This window comes from Streptomyces sp. RKND-216 (assembly GCF_004795255.1).
Taxonomy (GTDB): Bacteria; Actinomycetota; Actinomycetes; order Streptomycetales; family Streptomycetaceae; genus Streptomyces; species Streptomyces hazeniae.
Genome location: NZ_SSBQ01000002.1, coordinates 2,803,881 through 2,819,225, shown reverse-complemented (window position 1 = coordinate 2,819,225; position 15,345 = coordinate 2,803,881). Strand labels below are relative to the sequence as shown.

General features: G+C 71.7%; 17 protein-coding genes. 8 read left to right on the top strand and 9 right to left on the bottom strand.

All coding sequences use genetic code 11. The features are described 5' to 3' along the window. The first annotated feature begins 21 nt into the window (after window positions 1-21). Together E4198_RS12555 and E4198_RS12550 are read left to right on the top strand one after the other, a co-directional pair. Window positions 22-903 (top strand): hypothetical protein, encoded by an 882-nt coding sequence (locus E4198_RS12555; RefSeq protein WP_136183228.1) that lies wholly within the window; start codon window positions 22-24, stop codon window positions 901-903. 795 nt (window positions 904-1,698) lie between these two features. After that, window positions 1,699-1,989: a hypothetical protein gene (locus E4198_RS12550; protein ID WP_136183227.1), complete on the top strand. Its 291-nt coding sequence runs from the start codon at window positions 1,699-1,701 to the stop codon at window positions 1,987-1,989. A gap of 408 nt (window positions 1,990-2,397) precedes the next feature. Here the strand turns inward: E4198_RS12550 and E4198_RS12545 are convergent, their stop codons facing one another. Further along, window positions 2,398-3,111 carry a spermidine synthase gene (locus E4198_RS12545; RefSeq protein WP_136183226.1) on the bottom strand — a complete coding sequence of 238 codons (714 nt, stop codon included), beginning with the start codon at window positions 3,109-3,111 and terminating at the stop codon, window positions 2,398-2,400. Between the two features lie 282 nt (window positions 3,112-3,393). Continuing rightward, window positions 3,394-3,798, bottom strand: coding sequence for a MerR family transcriptional regulator (locus tag E4198_RS12540; protein ID WP_136183225.1), 405 nt, complete (start codon window positions 3,796-3,798; stop codon window positions 3,394-3,396). 375 nt (window positions 3,799-4,173) lie between these two features. On the opposite strand from E4198_RS12540, the gene E4198_RS12535 reads away from it, so the two are divergent. Continuing rightward, on the top strand, window positions 4,174-5,673 hold the full coding sequence (locus E4198_RS12535) for a SulP family inorganic anion transporter (RefSeq protein ID WP_136183224.1): 1,500 nt from the start codon (window positions 4,174-4,176) through the stop codon (window positions 5,671-5,673). A gap of 217 nt (window positions 5,674-5,890) precedes the next feature. Here the strand turns inward: E4198_RS12535 and E4198_RS12530 are convergent, their stop codons facing one another. Next, window positions 5,891-6,541 carry an NAD(P)H-dependent oxidoreductase gene (locus E4198_RS12530; RefSeq protein ID WP_136183223.1) on the bottom strand — a complete coding sequence of 217 codons (651 nt, stop codon included), beginning with the start codon at window positions 6,539-6,541 and terminating at the stop codon, window positions 5,891-5,893. Between the two features lie 225 nt (window positions 6,542-6,766). On the opposite strand from E4198_RS12530, the gene E4198_RS12525 reads away from it, so the two are divergent. The 4 genes from E4198_RS12525 to E4198_RS12510 all read left to right on the top strand — a co-directional run bounded on the left by E4198_RS12525 (window position 6,767) and on the right by E4198_RS12510 (window position 10,078). Beyond that, a complete protein-coding gene (locus E4198_RS12525; RefSeq protein WP_247597914.1) occupies window positions 6,767-7,069 on the top strand; it encodes a helix-turn-helix domain-containing protein in 303 nt (100 codons plus the stop codon). 159 nt (window positions 7,070-7,228) lie between these two features. Next, window positions 7,229-8,620 (top strand): DUF2252 domain-containing protein, encoded by a 1,392-nt coding sequence (locus E4198_RS12520; RefSeq protein WP_136183221.1) that lies wholly within the window; start codon window positions 7,229-7,231, stop codon window positions 8,618-8,620. Window positions 8,621-8,780: 160 nt separating this feature from the next. Then, complete coding sequence (locus E4198_RS12515) at window positions 8,781-9,686, top strand: hypothetical protein (RefSeq protein WP_136185344.1); 906 nt, start codon at window positions 8,781-8,783, stop codon at window positions 9,684-9,686. A 50-nt stretch (window positions 9,687-9,736) separates the two neighbouring features. Next, window positions 9,737-10,078, top strand: coding sequence for a rhodanese-like domain-containing protein (locus E4198_RS12510; RefSeq protein ID WP_136183220.1), 342 nt, complete (start codon window positions 9,737-9,739; stop codon window positions 10,076-10,078). Window positions 10,079-10,215: 137 nt separating this feature from the next. Here the strand turns inward: E4198_RS12510 and E4198_RS12505 are convergent, their stop codons facing one another. From E4198_RS12505 to paaA, 6 genes are all read right to left on the bottom strand, one after another. Further along, on the bottom strand, window positions 10,216-10,695 hold the full coding sequence (locus tag E4198_RS12505) for a potassium channel family protein (protein ID WP_136183219.1): 480 nt from the start codon (window positions 10,693-10,695) through the stop codon (window positions 10,216-10,218). A 69-nt stretch (window positions 10,696-10,764) separates the two neighbouring features. Beyond that, complete coding sequence (locus tag E4198_RS12500) at window positions 10,765-11,817, bottom strand: 2Fe-2S iron-sulfur cluster-binding protein (RefSeq protein WP_136183218.1); 1,053 nt, start codon at window positions 11,815-11,817, stop codon at window positions 10,765-10,767. Between the two features lie 4 nt (window positions 11,818-11,821). Then, the gene (gene paaD, locus E4198_RS12495; protein WP_136183217.1) at window positions 11,822-12,403 is read right to left on the bottom strand and encodes a 1,2-phenylacetyl-CoA epoxidase subunit PaaD; all 582 of its coding nucleotides are present in this window, start codon (window positions 12,401-12,403) and stop codon (window positions 11,822-11,824) included. Next, window positions 12,397-13,134, bottom strand: coding sequence for a 1,2-phenylacetyl-CoA epoxidase subunit PaaC (gene paaC / locus E4198_RS12490; protein WP_136183216.1), 738 nt, complete (start codon window positions 13,132-13,134; stop codon window positions 12,397-12,399). Before paaC ends, paaD begins: the two co-directional genes overlap by 7 nt. Next, window positions 13,131-13,415: a 1,2-phenylacetyl-CoA epoxidase subunit PaaB gene (paaB, locus tag E4198_RS12485; protein WP_136183215.1), complete on the bottom strand. Its 285-nt coding sequence runs from the start codon at window positions 13,413-13,415 to the stop codon at window positions 13,131-13,133. The genes paaC and paaB overlap by 4 nt, the downstream gene beginning before the upstream one ends. Then, on the bottom strand, window positions 13,412-14,404 hold the full coding sequence (paaA, locus tag E4198_RS12480; RefSeq protein ID WP_136183214.1) for a 1,2-phenylacetyl-CoA epoxidase subunit PaaA: 993 nt from the start codon (window positions 14,402-14,404) through the stop codon (window positions 13,412-13,414). The genes paaB and paaA overlap by 4 nt, the downstream gene beginning before the upstream one ends. Window positions 14,405-14,585: 181 nt before the next feature. On the opposite strand from paaA, the gene E4198_RS12475 reads away from it, so the two are divergent. Then, window positions 14,586-15,248: a DUF5819 family protein gene (locus E4198_RS12475; RefSeq protein WP_136183213.1), complete on the top strand. Its 663-nt coding sequence runs from the start codon at window positions 14,586-14,588 to the stop codon at window positions 15,246-15,248. Window positions 15,249-15,345: the final 97 nt, after the last annotated feature.

Genomic DNA, 15,345 nt, shown 5'->3' with positions numbered 1-15,345 from the left:
ACAGGGAGGTTCGGCGACACCATGGCCCACGCACTGGTCTGCCCGTCCTGCGGTGAGAGGGAGGACCTGGAAGGAACGCCCCAGGACGGCGACATCCGCGTCGTCTGCGGCGTCTGTGGCGCGGCGTGGATGCGCGGCGGCCCGCTCTGTGCCACCTGTGGCGGCGACGACATCGTCGCGCGCCCCCAGTCCATGACCCGGCACTCCCGCGGCACCCAGTTGTCCATCATCGGCTGGCGGCAACTCCCCCTGTGCCGGAACTGCGACGCAGAGGTACTGCGCAGTTCCGTCGAGGAGAACGTACCGGTGCCCCACACGTACGTCGCTGCGGCGCTGCACACCCCGCGCACTGGCGGTGCCCCGCATCGCGCGCGGCAGGCCGCCGTACGGCAGACCCCGCCACCGAAGAAACCCGGACCGGTGGCCGCCGGAGCAGAACAGCCGGCCACTGGACAGCGGTTCCTCGAGACCACGGGGCCTGGGGAGGGCGCGGCCCCCCCTCCCGCGACCCGCACCGCACCACCGGACGCACAGCGGCAGGCACCCCGGGCCACCAGCAACCGGGGTGTGCGTCGCCGCCCGCCGGCCAGACCGCCGGCCGGACCGGCGGCCGGCACGGTACCGACCGTGCGGCAGGCCATCGCCGCTTTCCTCGCCGAGGCCTCCGGAGAGGTGGACAACACCGCGATGCTGCTCCTGGGCACACACCTCGGTTCCTACAACCGACTCGGTGCCCTGGATCAGCCTGACGCCGCTACCGCTCTTGCCGACTGGTTCAACGGCCGCTGGCAGGAACCGCACAGCGCAACGGCACAGCGTGCACGGGAGACCCTCTGCCGCGCCGTGGACTTCTGGGGCGCCCGCGGCTGGCTCGCCTCCGACCCCGCGGCCCACCTGCGCTGACACCCCGCGACGGCGGCGCCGAGGGCTGGAGGAGGCCTCGACACCGCCTGGTGGGGCAGCCCCGGCCCGACGAGGGGGAATGCCGACCGGGGCTGCGAGCCGGTTCGCTCGGGGTTGAACCGGGACCTCCATCTTAATCTCTCGTCACGTGAGTGTGTGCCGCGACTCACCTGGGTGCTGGAGGCGAACTCGCCATCCTCGCTACAAATGCACCCTTCCGCTGCGTTAGAGTATGAGCCATCCCGGTCGGGCGGCCTCCGCCGAAGGCGGCATCTACACCTGGGATGCACAGCCGGGAGACGGTCGCTGGTGGCTGTACTGACGTCGTCGCGGCCGGAGTGCCGCTCGGGCGGGGGCAGGCGCTTCTGCCTGCCCGCCGGGTGACCGTCCGGCACCGGCATCACACAGCAAGGAGTCCCCTTGCCCCCTTACGGAAACGCCCCCAGCCACGTCGTTGAGCCGGCCGACGACCGGTACCGGCTGGTCCGCTCAGCAGCGAACCTGATGCGCACCCTTCCCGGCACGCCGCCCGCAAGTAGGTGTCCTGCGGGGCTGGAGTACCGCCGAACGAAGTCGGGCGCGCATACTGCGCAACCAGCTCGCCATGGGCGGTGTCCACGCCACGGACGTGAGCCCGCTCGCGCCCACGGGCCCGGACCCCCAACGGGGAATGCCTGGAGCCCCGTCCGCACGTGGCGCTGCTGTTGCACGAAGGTGGTCTCGCAGCGCACCAGGCGTGCGGCGATGTGGGGCATCCCCCTCCTGGCGTCCCACGGCTGCCGAGGGGACGTCGACGTGGAAGGAGCAACCGTCACCCCGGCAGGTGGCCAGGGCAACACCGTGAACGTGATCGTCAAGCAGCACACGCACACCGCCACGCGGGGAACGGCCACGCGTGTCGGGCTGCCCGGCGACGGACCGATGAGGATCCTCGGACCGCACCTTCCGGCGCATCCCGCGCACCGACTGCGTATCGCTCCCGACGGGCCCGTGCACGTCGACCTGGACGGAACACCGGCGTACGACCTCTCCGAACCCTTCGACGTCGATCTCCTGCCCGGACGGCTCCACCTGGTGTCCCCCTGAGCCCGGAGGAGGCGCGCGCCGACCCGCTTCCGCCGGCAAGGGGACCCTTGACCGGTAACACTCTCGTTGCGTTAGAGTGTGGGTGCTCGCCGGGCGCTGCCCGGCCTGCTTCCGAAGACATTCCCGGGCAGTCACCGGCTCCACGCCGTGGCCGCTCGGGAATGCACCAAGGGCTGCGGCACGGAAGCCGCTCATCCGGCGCCGGGCTCCCCCCGGTCCGCAGGTGAACTGGGCAGGTCGTGGTCCGCGCACGCTGCATGGTCGTCGAGGACACCACCCATACCTACGACACCACCTATGCGGCCCTGACACACTCCTCGGGCTTCGTACCGGACGACGAATTCCGCGTCGTTGAGGACGGCATCTTCGACATCCCCCAATGGAGCCCACCCGACCTGCTGACCCTGCTCACTTCACGGCGACGTACACGGTGTTGGAGGCCTTGCCGCCCTGCAGCGGGTTCTCGAAGTCGACGACGTGTGCTTCTGCGGTGGCGAAGACGTCGGCGAGTACGGCGGTGAACTCCTCGTCCGGCGGGTCGTTGGACCACAGTGCGAAGGTGCCCCGGGACTTCAGGTTCCGGGCGAGCGCGTGCAGCCCGACGGCTTCGTAGAAGGTGGCGTGCCGGTCGTGCAGGACGTGGCGAGGAGAGTGGTCGATGTCGAGCAGGATGACGTCGAAACGGCGCCCCGGTTCGTCCGGGTCCAGGCCGTCTGCGGATCCGACTGAGGCGAAGAAATCCCCGTGCACGAAGCGGAGCCGAGCATCCGACGCCAGGCGTTCGCCCATGGGCACCAGGCCCTGTTGGTGCCACTCGATGACCTCTGCCAGCGTGTCGATCACGACCACGGACCGCACCCGCTCATCCTCCAGCGCTGCCGCAGCCGTGTAGCCGAGGCCGAGGCCGCCGACCGCGACGTCGAGCACGGGGTCCGTGGACTTCGCCAGAGCGATGTCAGCCAGGGCCACTTCGCCCGCGGTGAAGAGGCTGGACATCAGGAACTCGTCACCGAGCTTCACCTCGTGCACGTCGACACCGGAGACCGGTTCCCGGCGCCGCCGCAGGCTGATGTCACCCATGGGCGTCGGCCGCCAGTCGATCTCCTCGAAACGCAGGCTCATCTACCGCCCTCTCTGGTGTGGTGTTCTCCGACCGTCTCAAAGGACGGTGCAGGTTTCCGCATATCGCTCGTGCGGGCCCTTCTTGAGCGCCGCCGGCCGAAGCACGTAGCAGGAACGCGGTCAGAGACGGTGGGAGCGCCCCGCGCTGCACGTGGCCCACGATCACCGTTCGAGGCTCCTTGATCAGCCGCCGCTCCGACTCGACCGCGAGAGCTGACGGGCCCCGGCGAACCTCTCGTGACCAAAGACTTCCGGCCGCGGCCGGCGCGCCGCTGTGGAGGTTCAGGCGGTTTCCTCCAGCCGGCGGCGCAGGGTCGCCGCGAAGTCCTCGGCAGCCATCAACTGCGCGCGCAGCGTCTCGCAGCGGGCGTCGGCGACCTTCCGGTAGGCGTCCAGGCGCTCGCGCAGGCGCGCTGACTCCTCGGCGGCGTTCGGGTCGGCCCCTCGGGAGGAGAGCCGATCGGTGATCTCCAGGAGATCCCGCATCTCCTCCAGCGTGAAGCCGAGCGGCTTCATGCGGCGTACGACCATCAGGCGTTCGATGTCGGCGCCGGTGTAGAGCCGGAAGCCGCCCTTGCTGCGGGCGGAGGGGATGACCAGATCCACTTCCTCGTAGTGCCGGATCGTGCGCAGCGACAGACCGGTTCGCTCAGCCACTTCACCGATCTGCATCTGCCGCTCGGTCATCGCCGTCTGTTTCCCTTCGTGTGTCCAACACGTTTCAGATGTTCAACGCCAGGGCGACGCGGTGAGAACGATCACAGGCGGATACGCCTTGATCGCCTGTGATTCACAGCTCACTGGTCGCAACCATCCCTGACGTCAGGGTAGTGTTCTGTCTGGAGCGGGTACACCGTTCCGGCCGCCCGGCCCGCCAGGCCCGGGGCGGCTCCCACACGCTTCCGGGCAATGATGCCCGATCGGCGGCCCGTCCCGGCCGCCGACCTCCCTGGCCCGCACCGAGCCACAACCCGCCGGTGCGCGCGGCAGGAGACCCGCTCCCGACGGAGCCCGCATGATGCGCGCGCGGCGGTATCCGCGTGCCCGAACAGAAACGGATGCATGTCCGCAGCAACGTCGGCAGCCTCGCGGCTGCGCCTGTCCCGTCCCGACTTCCTCGCCTCGCCCAAGGTGCTGCGCACCGAGGTTCTCGGCGGCCTCGTGGTCGCGCTCGCGCTGATCCCCGAGGCGATCTCCTTCTCCATCATCGCCGGAGTCGACCCCGCTGTCGGTCTGTTCGCCTCCTTCACGATGGCCGTTGTCATCTCCCTCGTCGGCGGCCGTAAAGCGATGATCTCCGCCGCCACCGGCGCGGTCGCCCTGGTCATCGCCCCGCTCAACCGGGAGCATGGCTTCGGCTACATGATCGCCGCCGTCGTCCTCGGCGGATTGATCCAGGTCCTCCTCGGATCGCTCGGAGTCGCCAAGCTGATGCGGTTCGTGCCGCGCAGCGTCATGGTCGGGTTCGTCAACGCGCTCGCCATCCTCATCTTCATGGCCCAGATCCCCGAACTGCGGAACGTCCCCTGGGCCGTCTACCCCCTGGTCCTCGGCGGCCTCGCGCTGATGATCCTCTTCCCGAAGATCACGAAGGTCGTCCCCGCCCCCCTGGTCTCCATCGTCGTCCTCACCGTGATCACCATCGCGGCCGGGATCGCCGTGCCGACCGTCGGCGACAAGGGCGAACTGCCCTCCTCCCTCCCGGTCCCCGGCATCCCCGACGTCCCCCTGACGCTCGACACCCTGACGACCATCGCCCCGTACGCCTTCGCTTTCGCGCTGGTCGGACTGATGGAGTCGCTGATGACGGCCAAGCTCGTCGACGACATCACCGACACCCACTCCGGTAAGACCCGTGAGTCCATCGGCCAGGGCGTCGCCAACATCGTGACCGGTCTTTTCGGCGGTATGGGTGGTTGCGCGATGATCGGCCAGACCATGATCAACGTCAAGACGTCCGGCGCCCGCACCCGCCTGTCGACCTTCCTGGCTGGCGCCTTCCTGCTGGTCCTGGTCGTCGTCGCCGGACCGGTGGTCTCCGACATCCCGATGGCCGCGCTGGTCGCGGTGATGATCCTGGTCTCCTTCGCCACCTTCGACTGGCACTCCGTCCAGCCGAAGACGCTGCGCAGGATGCCGCCGGCCGAGACGATCGTGATGGCCGTGACGGTCGTGGTGGTCGTCGCCACCCACAACCTGGCGATCGGCGTGATCGTCGGCGTCGTCACCGCCATGGTCGCCTTCGCCCGCCGGGTGGCGCACCTGGTCAACGTCTCCAGTGTCACCGACCCCGACGGCACCCAGGTCATCTACGCGGTCACCGGCGAGCTCTTCTTCGCCTCCTCCAACGACCTCGTCTACCAGTTCGACTACGCCGGCGACCCCGACGACGTGGTCATCGATCTCTCCGAGGCACACATCTGGGACGCCTCCTCCGTTGCCGCACTGGACGCGATCGAGACCAAGTACGCCTCCCGCGGCAAGAAGGTCACCATCACCGGGCTGAACGACCCCAGCGCCCGTATGCACGACCGCCTCGCGGGCGAACTCGTCGGCCACTGAAGACCGGCCGCTCTCACGGCGCACCACGGACGCCGGGGAGAGCGGCCCCGTCACGCGTGATCGGGGCTGGCGCAACTGCCCTGACTGCCACGGCCCGGATCAAATGTACGAGGGGTCCCTTCCGCCTGCGGTGCGGAAGGGACCCCTCCTGCATAGTGTCAGCTGCTGTCGCCGCAGGTCGTCGACCTGCGGGGTTCTTCTGTGTGCGCCGGGGCGGTCAGGCGCCCAGGCGGGCGGCGAGTTCGCGGCCCTGGGCGCGGGCGGCGGCGAGGGCGTCCTCCCGGGACTCCTCGAACTGTGGGACCAGCGAGGCCATCGCCGGGGTGACTGGCGCCAGGGTGAGCTCGGGCAGGATGAACTCTGGCTTCATCCCCAGCTTGTCCGCGAGCACCATCTGGAGGTACGGCTCGAGGTGGTCGTTGCCCTCCTCGGGGGTGCCGTGACGGTAGGAGCCCCCGCGGGAGGTGATGACGATCACGTGCTTGCCGGCCAGCGTGGGGCTCTCGGTCATGGTGGTGCGGCCGACGGCGATGACGTGGTCCAGCCACGCCTTCAGGCCGGAGGCGATCGACCAGTTGTACAGCGGGGCGCCGAGCACGATCACGTCGGCGGACTCGGCCTCCTCGATCAGCTGCTCGCGCAGAACGGAGGCCTCCTGCTGCTCCGGGCTGCGGTCGCCGGGGGCGACGTAGCCGGCGTAGTAGGCGGTGGCGTCGATGTGCGGGACGGGGTCGGCCGCGAGATCGCGGTAGATCACCGTGCCGTCCGGGTGCTCCTCCCGCCACGCGGCGGTGAAGGCCGCTGTGACGGCGCGGGAGTGCGAGCGGTCGCCGTTCAGGGAGGAGTCGATGTGCAGCAGGGTGGCCATCGGTGTGGCTCCGTTCACTCTCGTCAGTAGATTCTCTTCCGTGCGTAGCTATTAATAACACAGGTACTTACTTTTTTGCACCTCCTTGCGTGGGCGCAGTACTCTGGGGTCATGACGGAGCTGCGGGACGAGACGACCGGACGCGGGGAGCGGGCCGCGGGGCCGGCCGCCGGCCAGGGCGACATCTGCACCGCGCCCGAGGCGGGCATCACCCGGGTCTTCGCCATGCTGGGCAAGCGCTGGACCGGGCTGATCCTCGCCGCCCTGATGAACGGCCCCGGCCACTTCGCCGAACTCCGCCGGGCGGTCCCCGGCATCAGCGAACGCATGCTCTCCGACCGGCTCAGCGAGCTCGCCGGCCTCGACCTGGTCGTCCGCGAGGTGGACGCCGGCCCGCCGCTGCGCGTCGGCTACCGGCTCACCGAGGCCGGCCTGGCACTGCGTCCCGCGATGGTCGAACTCACGCGCTGGGCCGACGTGCACCTGCCGGAATCGGCGGCGAGCTGCCCGCGCGAGTTCCGCCCCTGACGCTTCCGGTGGCCGCGGAAGTCGGCAGCATCCACACCGCTTGTCCACACCCCTCATCCACAGCCCTCGTGCGCGGCGGTCGCGCGCGGGTACGGTCGGGTCACCGCCTGGACGGCGGCGGTGGAACGGAACCGGGCGGCACGTACGGGGGAACGGGACATGGCACGGATACCGCAGGTCGAGGGCTTCGCGCGGCGCCCGAGGGCGGGGTCGCCCAAGCAGGACGGGAAGGCGCTCCGCGAGCAGGTGCCGCGCGGCGCGCACGCCGTCCTCGACACCCCGCCGGGCCGCCCGGACGCCGTGACCGCCGTCGAGGAGTCCGGCCGTGGTCGCCTGCCCGGCCTGGTGCCCCTCCGTGTCGGGAGGATGGCGGCTTCGCCGTTCGCCTTCCTGCGGGGCTCGGCGGGCCTGATGGCCTACGACCTCGCGCACGGCACGCCGGCCACCGGCATCGGCGCCCAGCTGTGCGGCGACGCGCACGCGGCCAACTTCGGCCTGTACGGCGACGCGCGCGGCGGGCTGGTCATGGACCTCAACGACTTCGACGAGACCGCCTTCGGCCCCTGGGAGTGGGACCTCAAGCGGCTCGCCGCGTCGCTGGTGCTGGCCGGGCGGGAGGCCGGCGCGAGTGAGGACGACTGCCGGGAGGCCGCCCGCGACGCCGCGGGAGCCTACCGGCGCACCATGCGGCTGCTGGCCCGGATGCCTGCCGCCGACGCGTGGAACGCCATCGCCGACGAGGAGCTCGTCTCCCACGCCGGAGCCAAGGACCTCGTCGGCACGCTGCGCACGGTGTCCGAGAAGGCCCGGCGCAACACCAGCGCCCGCTTCGCCGCCAAGTCCACCGAGCCGGACGACGACGGCGGACGCCGCTTCGTCGACGCGCCGCCGGTGCTGCGCCGCGTCGGGGAAACCGAGGCGGCCCGGGTCGCCGCCTCGCTCGGACCGTACCTGCAGACGCTGCCCGAGGACCGGCATCCGCTGCTCGCCCGGTACGCCGTCCACGACGTCGCCTTCCGCGTGGTCGGCACGGGAAGCGTCGGCACCCGCAGCTACGTGGTGCTGCTCCTGGACCACCGGAACGAGCCGCTGGTGCTCCAGGTGAAGGAGGCACGGCCCTCGGTGCTCGGCCCGCACCTGCCCGCCGCCGGCTTCCCGGAGCCCGGGGACTCCGGACACGAAGGGCAGCGGGTGGTGCGCGGGCAGAAACGCATGCAGGTGGTCAGCGACATCCTGCTCGGCTGGACCAGCGTCGAGGGCCGGCCCTTCCAGGTCCGGCAGTTCCGGAACCGCAAGGGGAGCGTCGACCCGGCGGGGCTGGCCGCCGACCAGCTCGACGACTACGGCCGGATGACCGGCGCGCTCCTCGCCCGCGCACACGCGCACAGCGCCGACCCGCGTGCCGTCACGGGCTACTGCGGCAAGAACGAGGAGCTGGACGAGGCGGTGGGCGCGTTCGCCACCGCCTACGCGGACCGCACGGAGGCCGACCACGCCGCACTGGTTGCGGCGGTGCGGTCCGGGCGACTCGCCGCGGAACTGGGAGGGTGACCGCAGCCTTCACTACGCTGGCCGGGTGACGCCGCCGTCCGACGGCCCCCGGCCGGCCCGGTCGGCGGGACCGCCGGGCCCCGGCCCGGACACCATCGCGAGGAAGTATCGAGTGCGCCAGGAAGCCGAACAGGAAGCCGGGCAGCCCGCTGACCAGCACGTGGGAGCGGACCCGTCACCGGACGCAGCATCCGGACCGGCCGCAGACGCGGCAGCCGACCCGGCACCGGGCGGGGCGGCCGGTGCGGGCCGGGACGGTTCCGGGGCGGACCCGGGCCCGGGTCCGGGCACCGAGCGGCTGGAGCGGGCCGTACGGGTCGCCGAGGACGCGCTGATCGAGTTCGAGATCGCGGTGGAGACCTTCCGCGTCGAGGTGGAGAACTTCTCGCGGCTCCACCACCAGCGGCTCGGGCCCATGTACGCGCGCCTCGACGAGCTGGACGCGCAGATCGCCGAGGCCGTCGCCGCCCGCAGCGGGGATCCGGAGGACCGGCGCCGCGCCGAGGAGGCCCGGGCGATCGTGATGCCGATGCCCGGAGTCGAGGAGCTGTTCCACGGCTGGATCGACTCCGACGGCTTCTCCCCCGAGGCCGCCGCGATGCTCAACGAGCAGCAGGTGCAGCCGCCGAGCCGGGTACGGCCCGACGAGGAGACCCGCCGGGCCTACCGGGAGCTGGTCCGCGAGGCACATCCCGACCTCGCCGCCGACGACGTCGAGCGCAGGCGGCGCGAGGAGTTCATGGTGCGCGTCAACCAGGCGTACGCCCGGGGCGACGCTCAGACGCTGCGCGGACTCGCCGAGGAGTGGCGCATCGGCCCGGCCGCCCGCGGCCCAGAGCCGGAACTCAGCCGCAGCGAGGTGCTGTACGCCCGCCTGGAGTGGCTGGCCGCACGCAAGGAGCAGCTCGTCGCGGCGGCCCGGGAGCTGGAGGAGTCCGCGATCGGTGCGATGCTGCGCATGGCCCCCGACGACCCGGACCGGCTGCTCGAGGAGATCGCCGAGAAGCTGCTCGCGGACGTCGCGGAGCGGGAGAGCCGGCTGGCGGAGCTGGCGACCGCCGGCTGACCACCGGCCCGGGCGGGCCGCTGGGGAACGTGGAGAGTGAGAGGCGAGAGATGGACTTCGGTCAGGTGCTGCAGGTGGAGGTCGCCCAGGTGCCGTCGGACGGGCTGCTGCTCGACGTCCGGGAGGACGACGAGTGGGTGGCCGGGCATGCGGAGGGTGCGCTGCACATTCCGATGAGCGATTTCGTCGGCAGGTTCGGTGAGCTGACCGAGCGGGTCGAGGGGGACGCGCCGGTGTTCGTGGTGTGCCGGGTCGGCGGGCGGTCGGCGCAGGTCACCCAATACCTCCGGCAGCAGGGGGTCACGGCGGTGAACGTGGACGGCGGCATGCTGGCCTGGGAGGCGTCGGGGCGGCCGCTCGTCGGCGAGGGCGCCGAGGCGTACGTGAAGTAGGACGAGGCGTATACGCGACACGGCGCGTACGGGGAGCCGGGCCGGCTGGACACTGCGCCCGCACGACGCGCCGCCCGGTCCGGCGGCTGTCCGGCGGTTGTCGGTCAGGCACGGGTGGGCGGCGGCCGGCGGCCCGGTCAGCCGCGTTGGTCGAGGCGGTTCTCGAGCCGGTCGAACCGCTCGTGCATCGCCCGGAGCTGTTCGGCCAGCCCGTCGGCGTGGCTCTGCTCGAAGCGTCGCACGTCGGCGCCGAGCCGGTGCAGGTCGCGGGTGGCCCGGCTGACGAACCCGGTGGCGAGCGCGGCGGTCACCACGCTGAACGTGGTGATGCCGACGACCATCACCACGGCGGCGACCACCCGGCCGCCCGCGGTGACCGGGTACAGGTCGCCGTAGCCGACGGTGGTCGCCGTCTCGATCGACCACCACAGCGCGAGCGGGTAGCTGGTGATCGTGGCGCCCGGCGCGTTCTCCTCGAGCGGGAGGATCACCGCGGAGCCCACCAGCAGGACGACGGTGGAGACGGCGACGCCGGCGATGGCGGCGCGCAGGTGTACACGCCGCCACCAGTTGCTGCCGCGCAGGCGCCCCCAGACGAGCGTGAAGAAGGTCGGCACGGCGACGAGACTACGCAGCGACCTCGCCCGCCACCCGTCGTGACACACGCGCGCGGCCCGGTCGACCTGCTACGCGTCGAAGTCGACCTCGACCTTCTCCGTCGTCGGGTGCGACTGGCAGGCCAGCACGTAGCCCGCGTCGACCTCCTCCGGCTCCAGCGCGTAGTTGCGGTCCATGCGCACCTCGCCGGTGAGCAGCTTCACGCGGCAGGTGCCGCAGACGCCGCCCTTGCAGGCGTAGGGTGCGTCGGCGCGGTTCCGCAGGACGGTCTCCAGCACGCTCTCGCCGCCCTCGACCGGCCAGCTCCCGGAGCGGCCGTCGAGTGTGGCGGTGACCGCCGCCGAGGCCAGGGCGGGAGCCGCGGGTGCGGCCGGTCCGGTCGCCTCGTCGGCGTGGAAGATCTCCTGGTGCACCTTCGTCCGGGGGACGCCCAGGCCGCGCAGGGCCTTCGTCGCGCCCTCGACCAGACCGAGCGGGCCGCACAGGTACCAGCCATCGACCTCGTCCACGGAGACCAGGGCGGGCAGCAGCGTGTTCAGCCGCTCCTCGTCCAGCCGGCCGGAGGGCAGGCCGGAGGCCTGCTCCTCGCGGGAGAAGGCGTGCACGAGCTGCAGGCGCTCGGGGTAGCGGTCCTTCAGGTCGGCCAGCTCCTCCAGGAACATCGTGGAGGCGGCCGTGCGGTCGCTGCGTATCAGGCAGAAGCGGGCGCCGGGCTCGCGCTCCAGCAGGCTGGAGACGATCGACAGCACCGGCGTGATGCCGCTGCCGCCGACGATCGCGGCGAAGTAGCCGGTGCGCGGCGGGAGGGTGAAGCGCCCGGTGGGCGGCAGCACCTCGACGCTGTCCCCCACGGCCAGCTCCTTGAGCGCGTAGGTGGAGAACGCGCCGCCCTCCACCCCGCGCACGCCGATGCGCAGGGTCTCCGGTGCCTCCGAGGCGGGGGCGCACAGCGAGTAGGTCCGGCGGATCTCCTCGCCGCCGGCATCGGTGCGGCGCAGCGCGATGTGCTGCCCGGGGTCGTAGCGGTAGGCGGTGCGGAGCTCGGCCGGCACGGCGAGGGTCACCGCGACGGCGTCGTCGGTGAGCTGCTCCACGGCTGTGACCTGCAGCGGGTGGAACATCCGGTCACAGCTCCTTGAAGTGGTCGAAGGGCTCGCTGCAGGCGTCGCAGCGGCGCAGGGCCTTGCAGGCGGTGGAGGAGAAGCGGCTGAGCAGGGAGGTCGCGGTCGACCCGCAGTGCGGGCAGTGCACCGGTTCGTCCGTCGTCTTCGCGTACGGCGCGGCGGTGCCGGCGGCGTCAGGTGTGCCCGAGCCGAGCCTGGTGGGGCCCAGGTCGAGGGTGACGGGGCCGGCGGCCCGCTCCCGGGTGGAGCGCGGCGGGGCGATGCCGAACTCCGCCAGCTTGCGGCGGCCCTCGGGGGTGATGTCGTCGGTCGACCAGGCAGGGGAGAGCACGGTGCGGACGGTGACGTCGGTGACGCCGTCCTCCTCGCGCAGGGCCTGCTCGATGTCGGCGGCCATGGCCTCGAGGGCCGGGCAGCCGGTGTAGGTGGGCGTGAGCCGGACCTCGACGCAGCCGGGAGCGGTCTCCTCCACCCCGCGCACCACGCCGAGTTCGGCGAGGCTGAGGACGGGCAGCTCCGGGTCCGGCACCGCGCCCGCGCGGTCGAACAGGCTGCTCAGCCGGTCTTCGGCGACGCTCACCATGTCGCCCCCGGGTGGCTGCGGTGCAGGTGCTGCATCTCGGCGAGCATCCGCCCGAACGACTCGGTGTGCAGGCCCTGGCGTCCGGCGCCGGCGGTCCAGCCGCCGCTCTGCGGGGTCTCGGGGACGGTGAGCGTGGCGTGGGTGAGCACGCCGGTGACGCGTTCCGTCCAGGTGGCGCGCAGGGCGTCCAGGTCCAGGTCGAAGCCCTCCAGCGGCTGGAACAGCTCGCCGGTGAAGCGCCACAGCCCGTCCACGGCGGCCTGCATGCGGGCGTGGCTGTCCTCGGTGCCGTCGCCGAGGCGCAGCGTCCAGTGCTCCGCGTGGTCGCGGTGGTAGGCGATCTCCTTGACCGCCTTGCCGGCGAGCGGAACCGACTCGAGGAGCTGCCCGTACAGCAGCTCCTGCCAGGTGGAGAAGAACAGCTGGCGGGCGAGGGTGCACGCGAAGTCGCCGTTGGGCTGCTCGACGAGCTGGCAGTTGCGGAAGGCGCGTTCCTCGCGAAGGAACGCGAGCTCGTCCTCGTCGCCGAGGTCGGCGTAGAGGGCGCGGGCCTGGCCGAGCAGGTCGAGCGCGATGTTGGCGAGCGCGACCTCCTCCTCCAGTACGGGGGCGTGGCCGGCCCATTCGCCGAGGCGGTGGGAGAGGACCAGGGCGTCGTCGGCGAGTGCGAGGGTGCCGGCGGCGGGGGCTGGAGAGCCCGCGGCGGACGTCTCAGGAGCTGCCTGGCTCACAGGTTCTTCACCCCTTCCGGGACCTCGTAGAACGTCGGGTGCCGGTACGGCTTGTCGGCGGCGGGCTCGAAGAACGGGTCCTTCTCGTCCGGGGAGGAGGCGGTGACGGCGGCGGAGGGCACGACCCACAGGGAGACGCCCTCGTTGCGCCGGGTGTAGAGGTCGCGGGCGTTGCGCAACGCCATCTCGGCGTCGGGCGCGTGCAGGCTGCCGGCGTGCGTGTGGGACAGGCCGCGCCGACTGCGCACGAACACCTCCCACAGAGGCCAGTCGCTGGTCATCGGGAGGCCGCCTCCTTGCGGTGCGTACGGTTGTCTCCGGGCGCGTGCTTGGCGGCGTAGGCCGCGGCGGCGTCCCGCACCCAGGCGCCCTCCTCGTGGGCGAGGCGACGCTGGGTGATGCGCTGTTCGTTGCAGGGGCCGTTGCCCTTGAGGACGGCCTTGAACTCGGACCAGTCGATGGCGCCGAAGTCCCAGTGGCCGGTCTCCTCGTTCCACGTCAGGTCCGGATCGGGCAGGGTCAGGCCCAGTGCCTCGGCCTGCGGGACACAGATGTCGACGAAGCGCTGCCGCAGCTCGTCGTTGGAGTGCCGCTTGATCTTCCAGGCCATGGACTGCGCGCTGTGTGCGGACTCGTCGTCCGGCGGACCGAACATCATCAGCGACGGCCACCACCAGCGGTCCACGGCGTCCTGCGCCATGGCGTGCTGCTCCTCGGTGCCGCGGCTGAGCTCCAGCAGCAGCTCGTACCCCTGGCGCTGGTGGAAGGACTCCTCCTTGCACACGCGCACCATCGCCCGGGCATAGGGGCCGTAGGAGCAGCGGCAGAGCGGCACCTGGTTGGTGATTGCGGCGCCGTCCACCAGCCAGCCGATGGCGCCGACGTCGGCCCAGGTCAGGGTGGGGTAGTTGAAGATCGACGAATACTTCTGGCGGCCGCTGTGCAGCTTGTCGAGCAGTTCGTCGCGACCGACGCCGAGCGTCTCGGCGGCACTGTAGAGGTACAGGCCGTGTCCGGCCTCGTCCTGCACCTTGGCCATGAGGATGGCCTTGCGGCGCAGTGAGGGGGCGCGGGTGATCCAGTTCGCCTCGGGCTGCATGCCGATGATCTCGGAGTGCGCGTGCTGAGCGATCTGGCGCACCAGCGTCGCGCGGTACGCGTCCGGCATCCAGTCGCGCGGCTCGATCCGCTCGTCCGCGGCCACAGCGGCGTCGAAGGCGGCTTCGTACGCCTCCGGCCCCGGGGCCGTCTCCGGCAGCACCGTCGTCATGCCTGCCCTCCCTGCTCTGCGCTGTCCCGGCGGCCGGCCGGCTCTTCAGCCTACCGACCGATCGTTCGGTTCAATGGTGAGCCGGGGCGCCACACGCTGTCAAGAGCGCCTCCGCACCCTCTAACCTCTTGGGCGGACCACACGCGGGGGATCACGGACGGGGAAGAGGGGAACGGCGGACATGGAGCCTGAGGAGGAGCAGCGCGGCGGTCTCGCCGCGCTGTCATGGCCAGGACGGGTGGTGGTGGCCACGGCCGTGGCCGTCGTCGCGGTCGCCGTCACCGTTCACTTGGCGATGGTGTTTCTGCACGTCGCGCCGGCCAACACGCTCAGCAAGCAGCAGGACGCGACCATCGACGCGTACGTCTACCCGGAGTTCGAGCAGAACTGGAAGCTGTTCGCCCCGAACCCGCTCCAGCAGAACATCGCCGTGCAGGCGCGCGCCCGGGTCGTCGACGAGCGGGACGGCACCCGGACCACCGGGTGGATAGACCTCTCCGCGGAGGACGGCGCCCACATACGCGGCAACCTCTTCCCCAGCCACACCGCGCAGAACGAGCTGCGCCGCGCCTGGGACTTCTACACCGGCTCGCACGACGCCGAGAACCGCCCCGACGGCATGCGCGGCGACCTCTCCCAGACCTATGTCGAGCGGATCGTGATGGACCGGTTCACCGAGCGCTTCGACGGCACCGTCGACAGCATCCAGCTCCGCTCCGCCACCACCCGGGTACCCGCCCCCGCCTGGAGCGACGAGCGGTTCGACACCGACACCGAGTACCGCGTCCTGCCCTGGTGGGACGTCAGCGAAGCAGCCCACGCCGAGCGGAAGGCCGCCTCGTGACCGACCACCGGCCCGCCCCCGGCTCCTCCGGCTCCTCCGGCTCCTCCGGCACCCCCGGAAACGCCGCACGGAACCCCGGCGTCCCCGCACCCCGCCA

Excerpts from the sequence above, each read along its gene's own strand:
- E4198_RS12555 (WP_136183228.1), top strand. The coding sequence starts at position 22 with ATGGCCCACGCACTGGTCTGCCCGTCCTGCGGTGAGAGGGAGGACCTG.
- E4198_RS12545 (WP_136183226.1), bottom strand. The coding sequence starts at position 3,111 with ATGAGCCTGCGTTTCGAGGAGATCGACTGGCGGCCGACGCCCATGGGT.
- E4198_RS12540 (WP_136183225.1), bottom strand. The coding sequence starts at position 3,798 with ATGACCGAGCGGCAGATGCAGATCGGTGAAGTGGCTGAGCGAACCGGT.
- E4198_RS12535 (WP_136183224.1), top strand. The coding sequence starts at position 4,174 with ATGTCCGCAGCAACGTCGGCAGCCTCGCGGCTGCGCCTGTCCCGTCCC.
- E4198_RS12530 (WP_136183223.1), bottom strand. The coding sequence starts at position 6,541 with ATGGCCACCCTGCTGCACATCGACTCCTCCCTGAACGGCGACCGCTCG.
- E4198_RS12525 (WP_247597914.1), top strand. The coding sequence starts at position 6,767 with ATGCTGGGCAAGCGCTGGACCGGGCTGATCCTCGCCGCCCTGATGAAC.
- E4198_RS12520 (WP_136183221.1), top strand. The coding sequence starts at position 7,229 with ATGGCACGGATACCGCAGGTCGAGGGCTTCGCGCGGCGCCCGAGGGCG.
- E4198_RS12510 (WP_136183220.1), top strand. The coding sequence starts at position 9,737 with ATGGACTTCGGTCAGGTGCTGCAGGTGGAGGTCGCCCAGGTGCCGTCG.
- E4198_RS12500 (WP_136183218.1), bottom strand. The coding sequence starts at position 11,817 with ATGTTCCACCCGCTGCAGGTCACAGCCGTGGAGCAGCTCACCGACGAC.
- paaD (WP_136183217.1), bottom strand. The coding sequence starts at position 12,403 with ATGGTGAGCGTCGCCGAAGACCGGCTGAGCAGCCTGTTCGACCGCGCG.
- paaB (WP_136183215.1), bottom strand. The coding sequence starts at position 13,415 with ATGACCAGCGACTGGCCTCTGTGGGAGGTGTTCGTGCGCAGTCGGCGC.
- paaA (WP_136183214.1), bottom strand. The coding sequence starts at position 14,404 with ATGACGACGGTGCTGCCGGAGACGGCCCCGGGGCCGGAGGCGTACGAA.
- E4198_RS12475 (WP_136183213.1), top strand. The coding sequence starts at position 14,586 with ATGGAGCCTGAGGAGGAGCAGCGCGGCGGTCTCGCCGCGCTGTCATGG.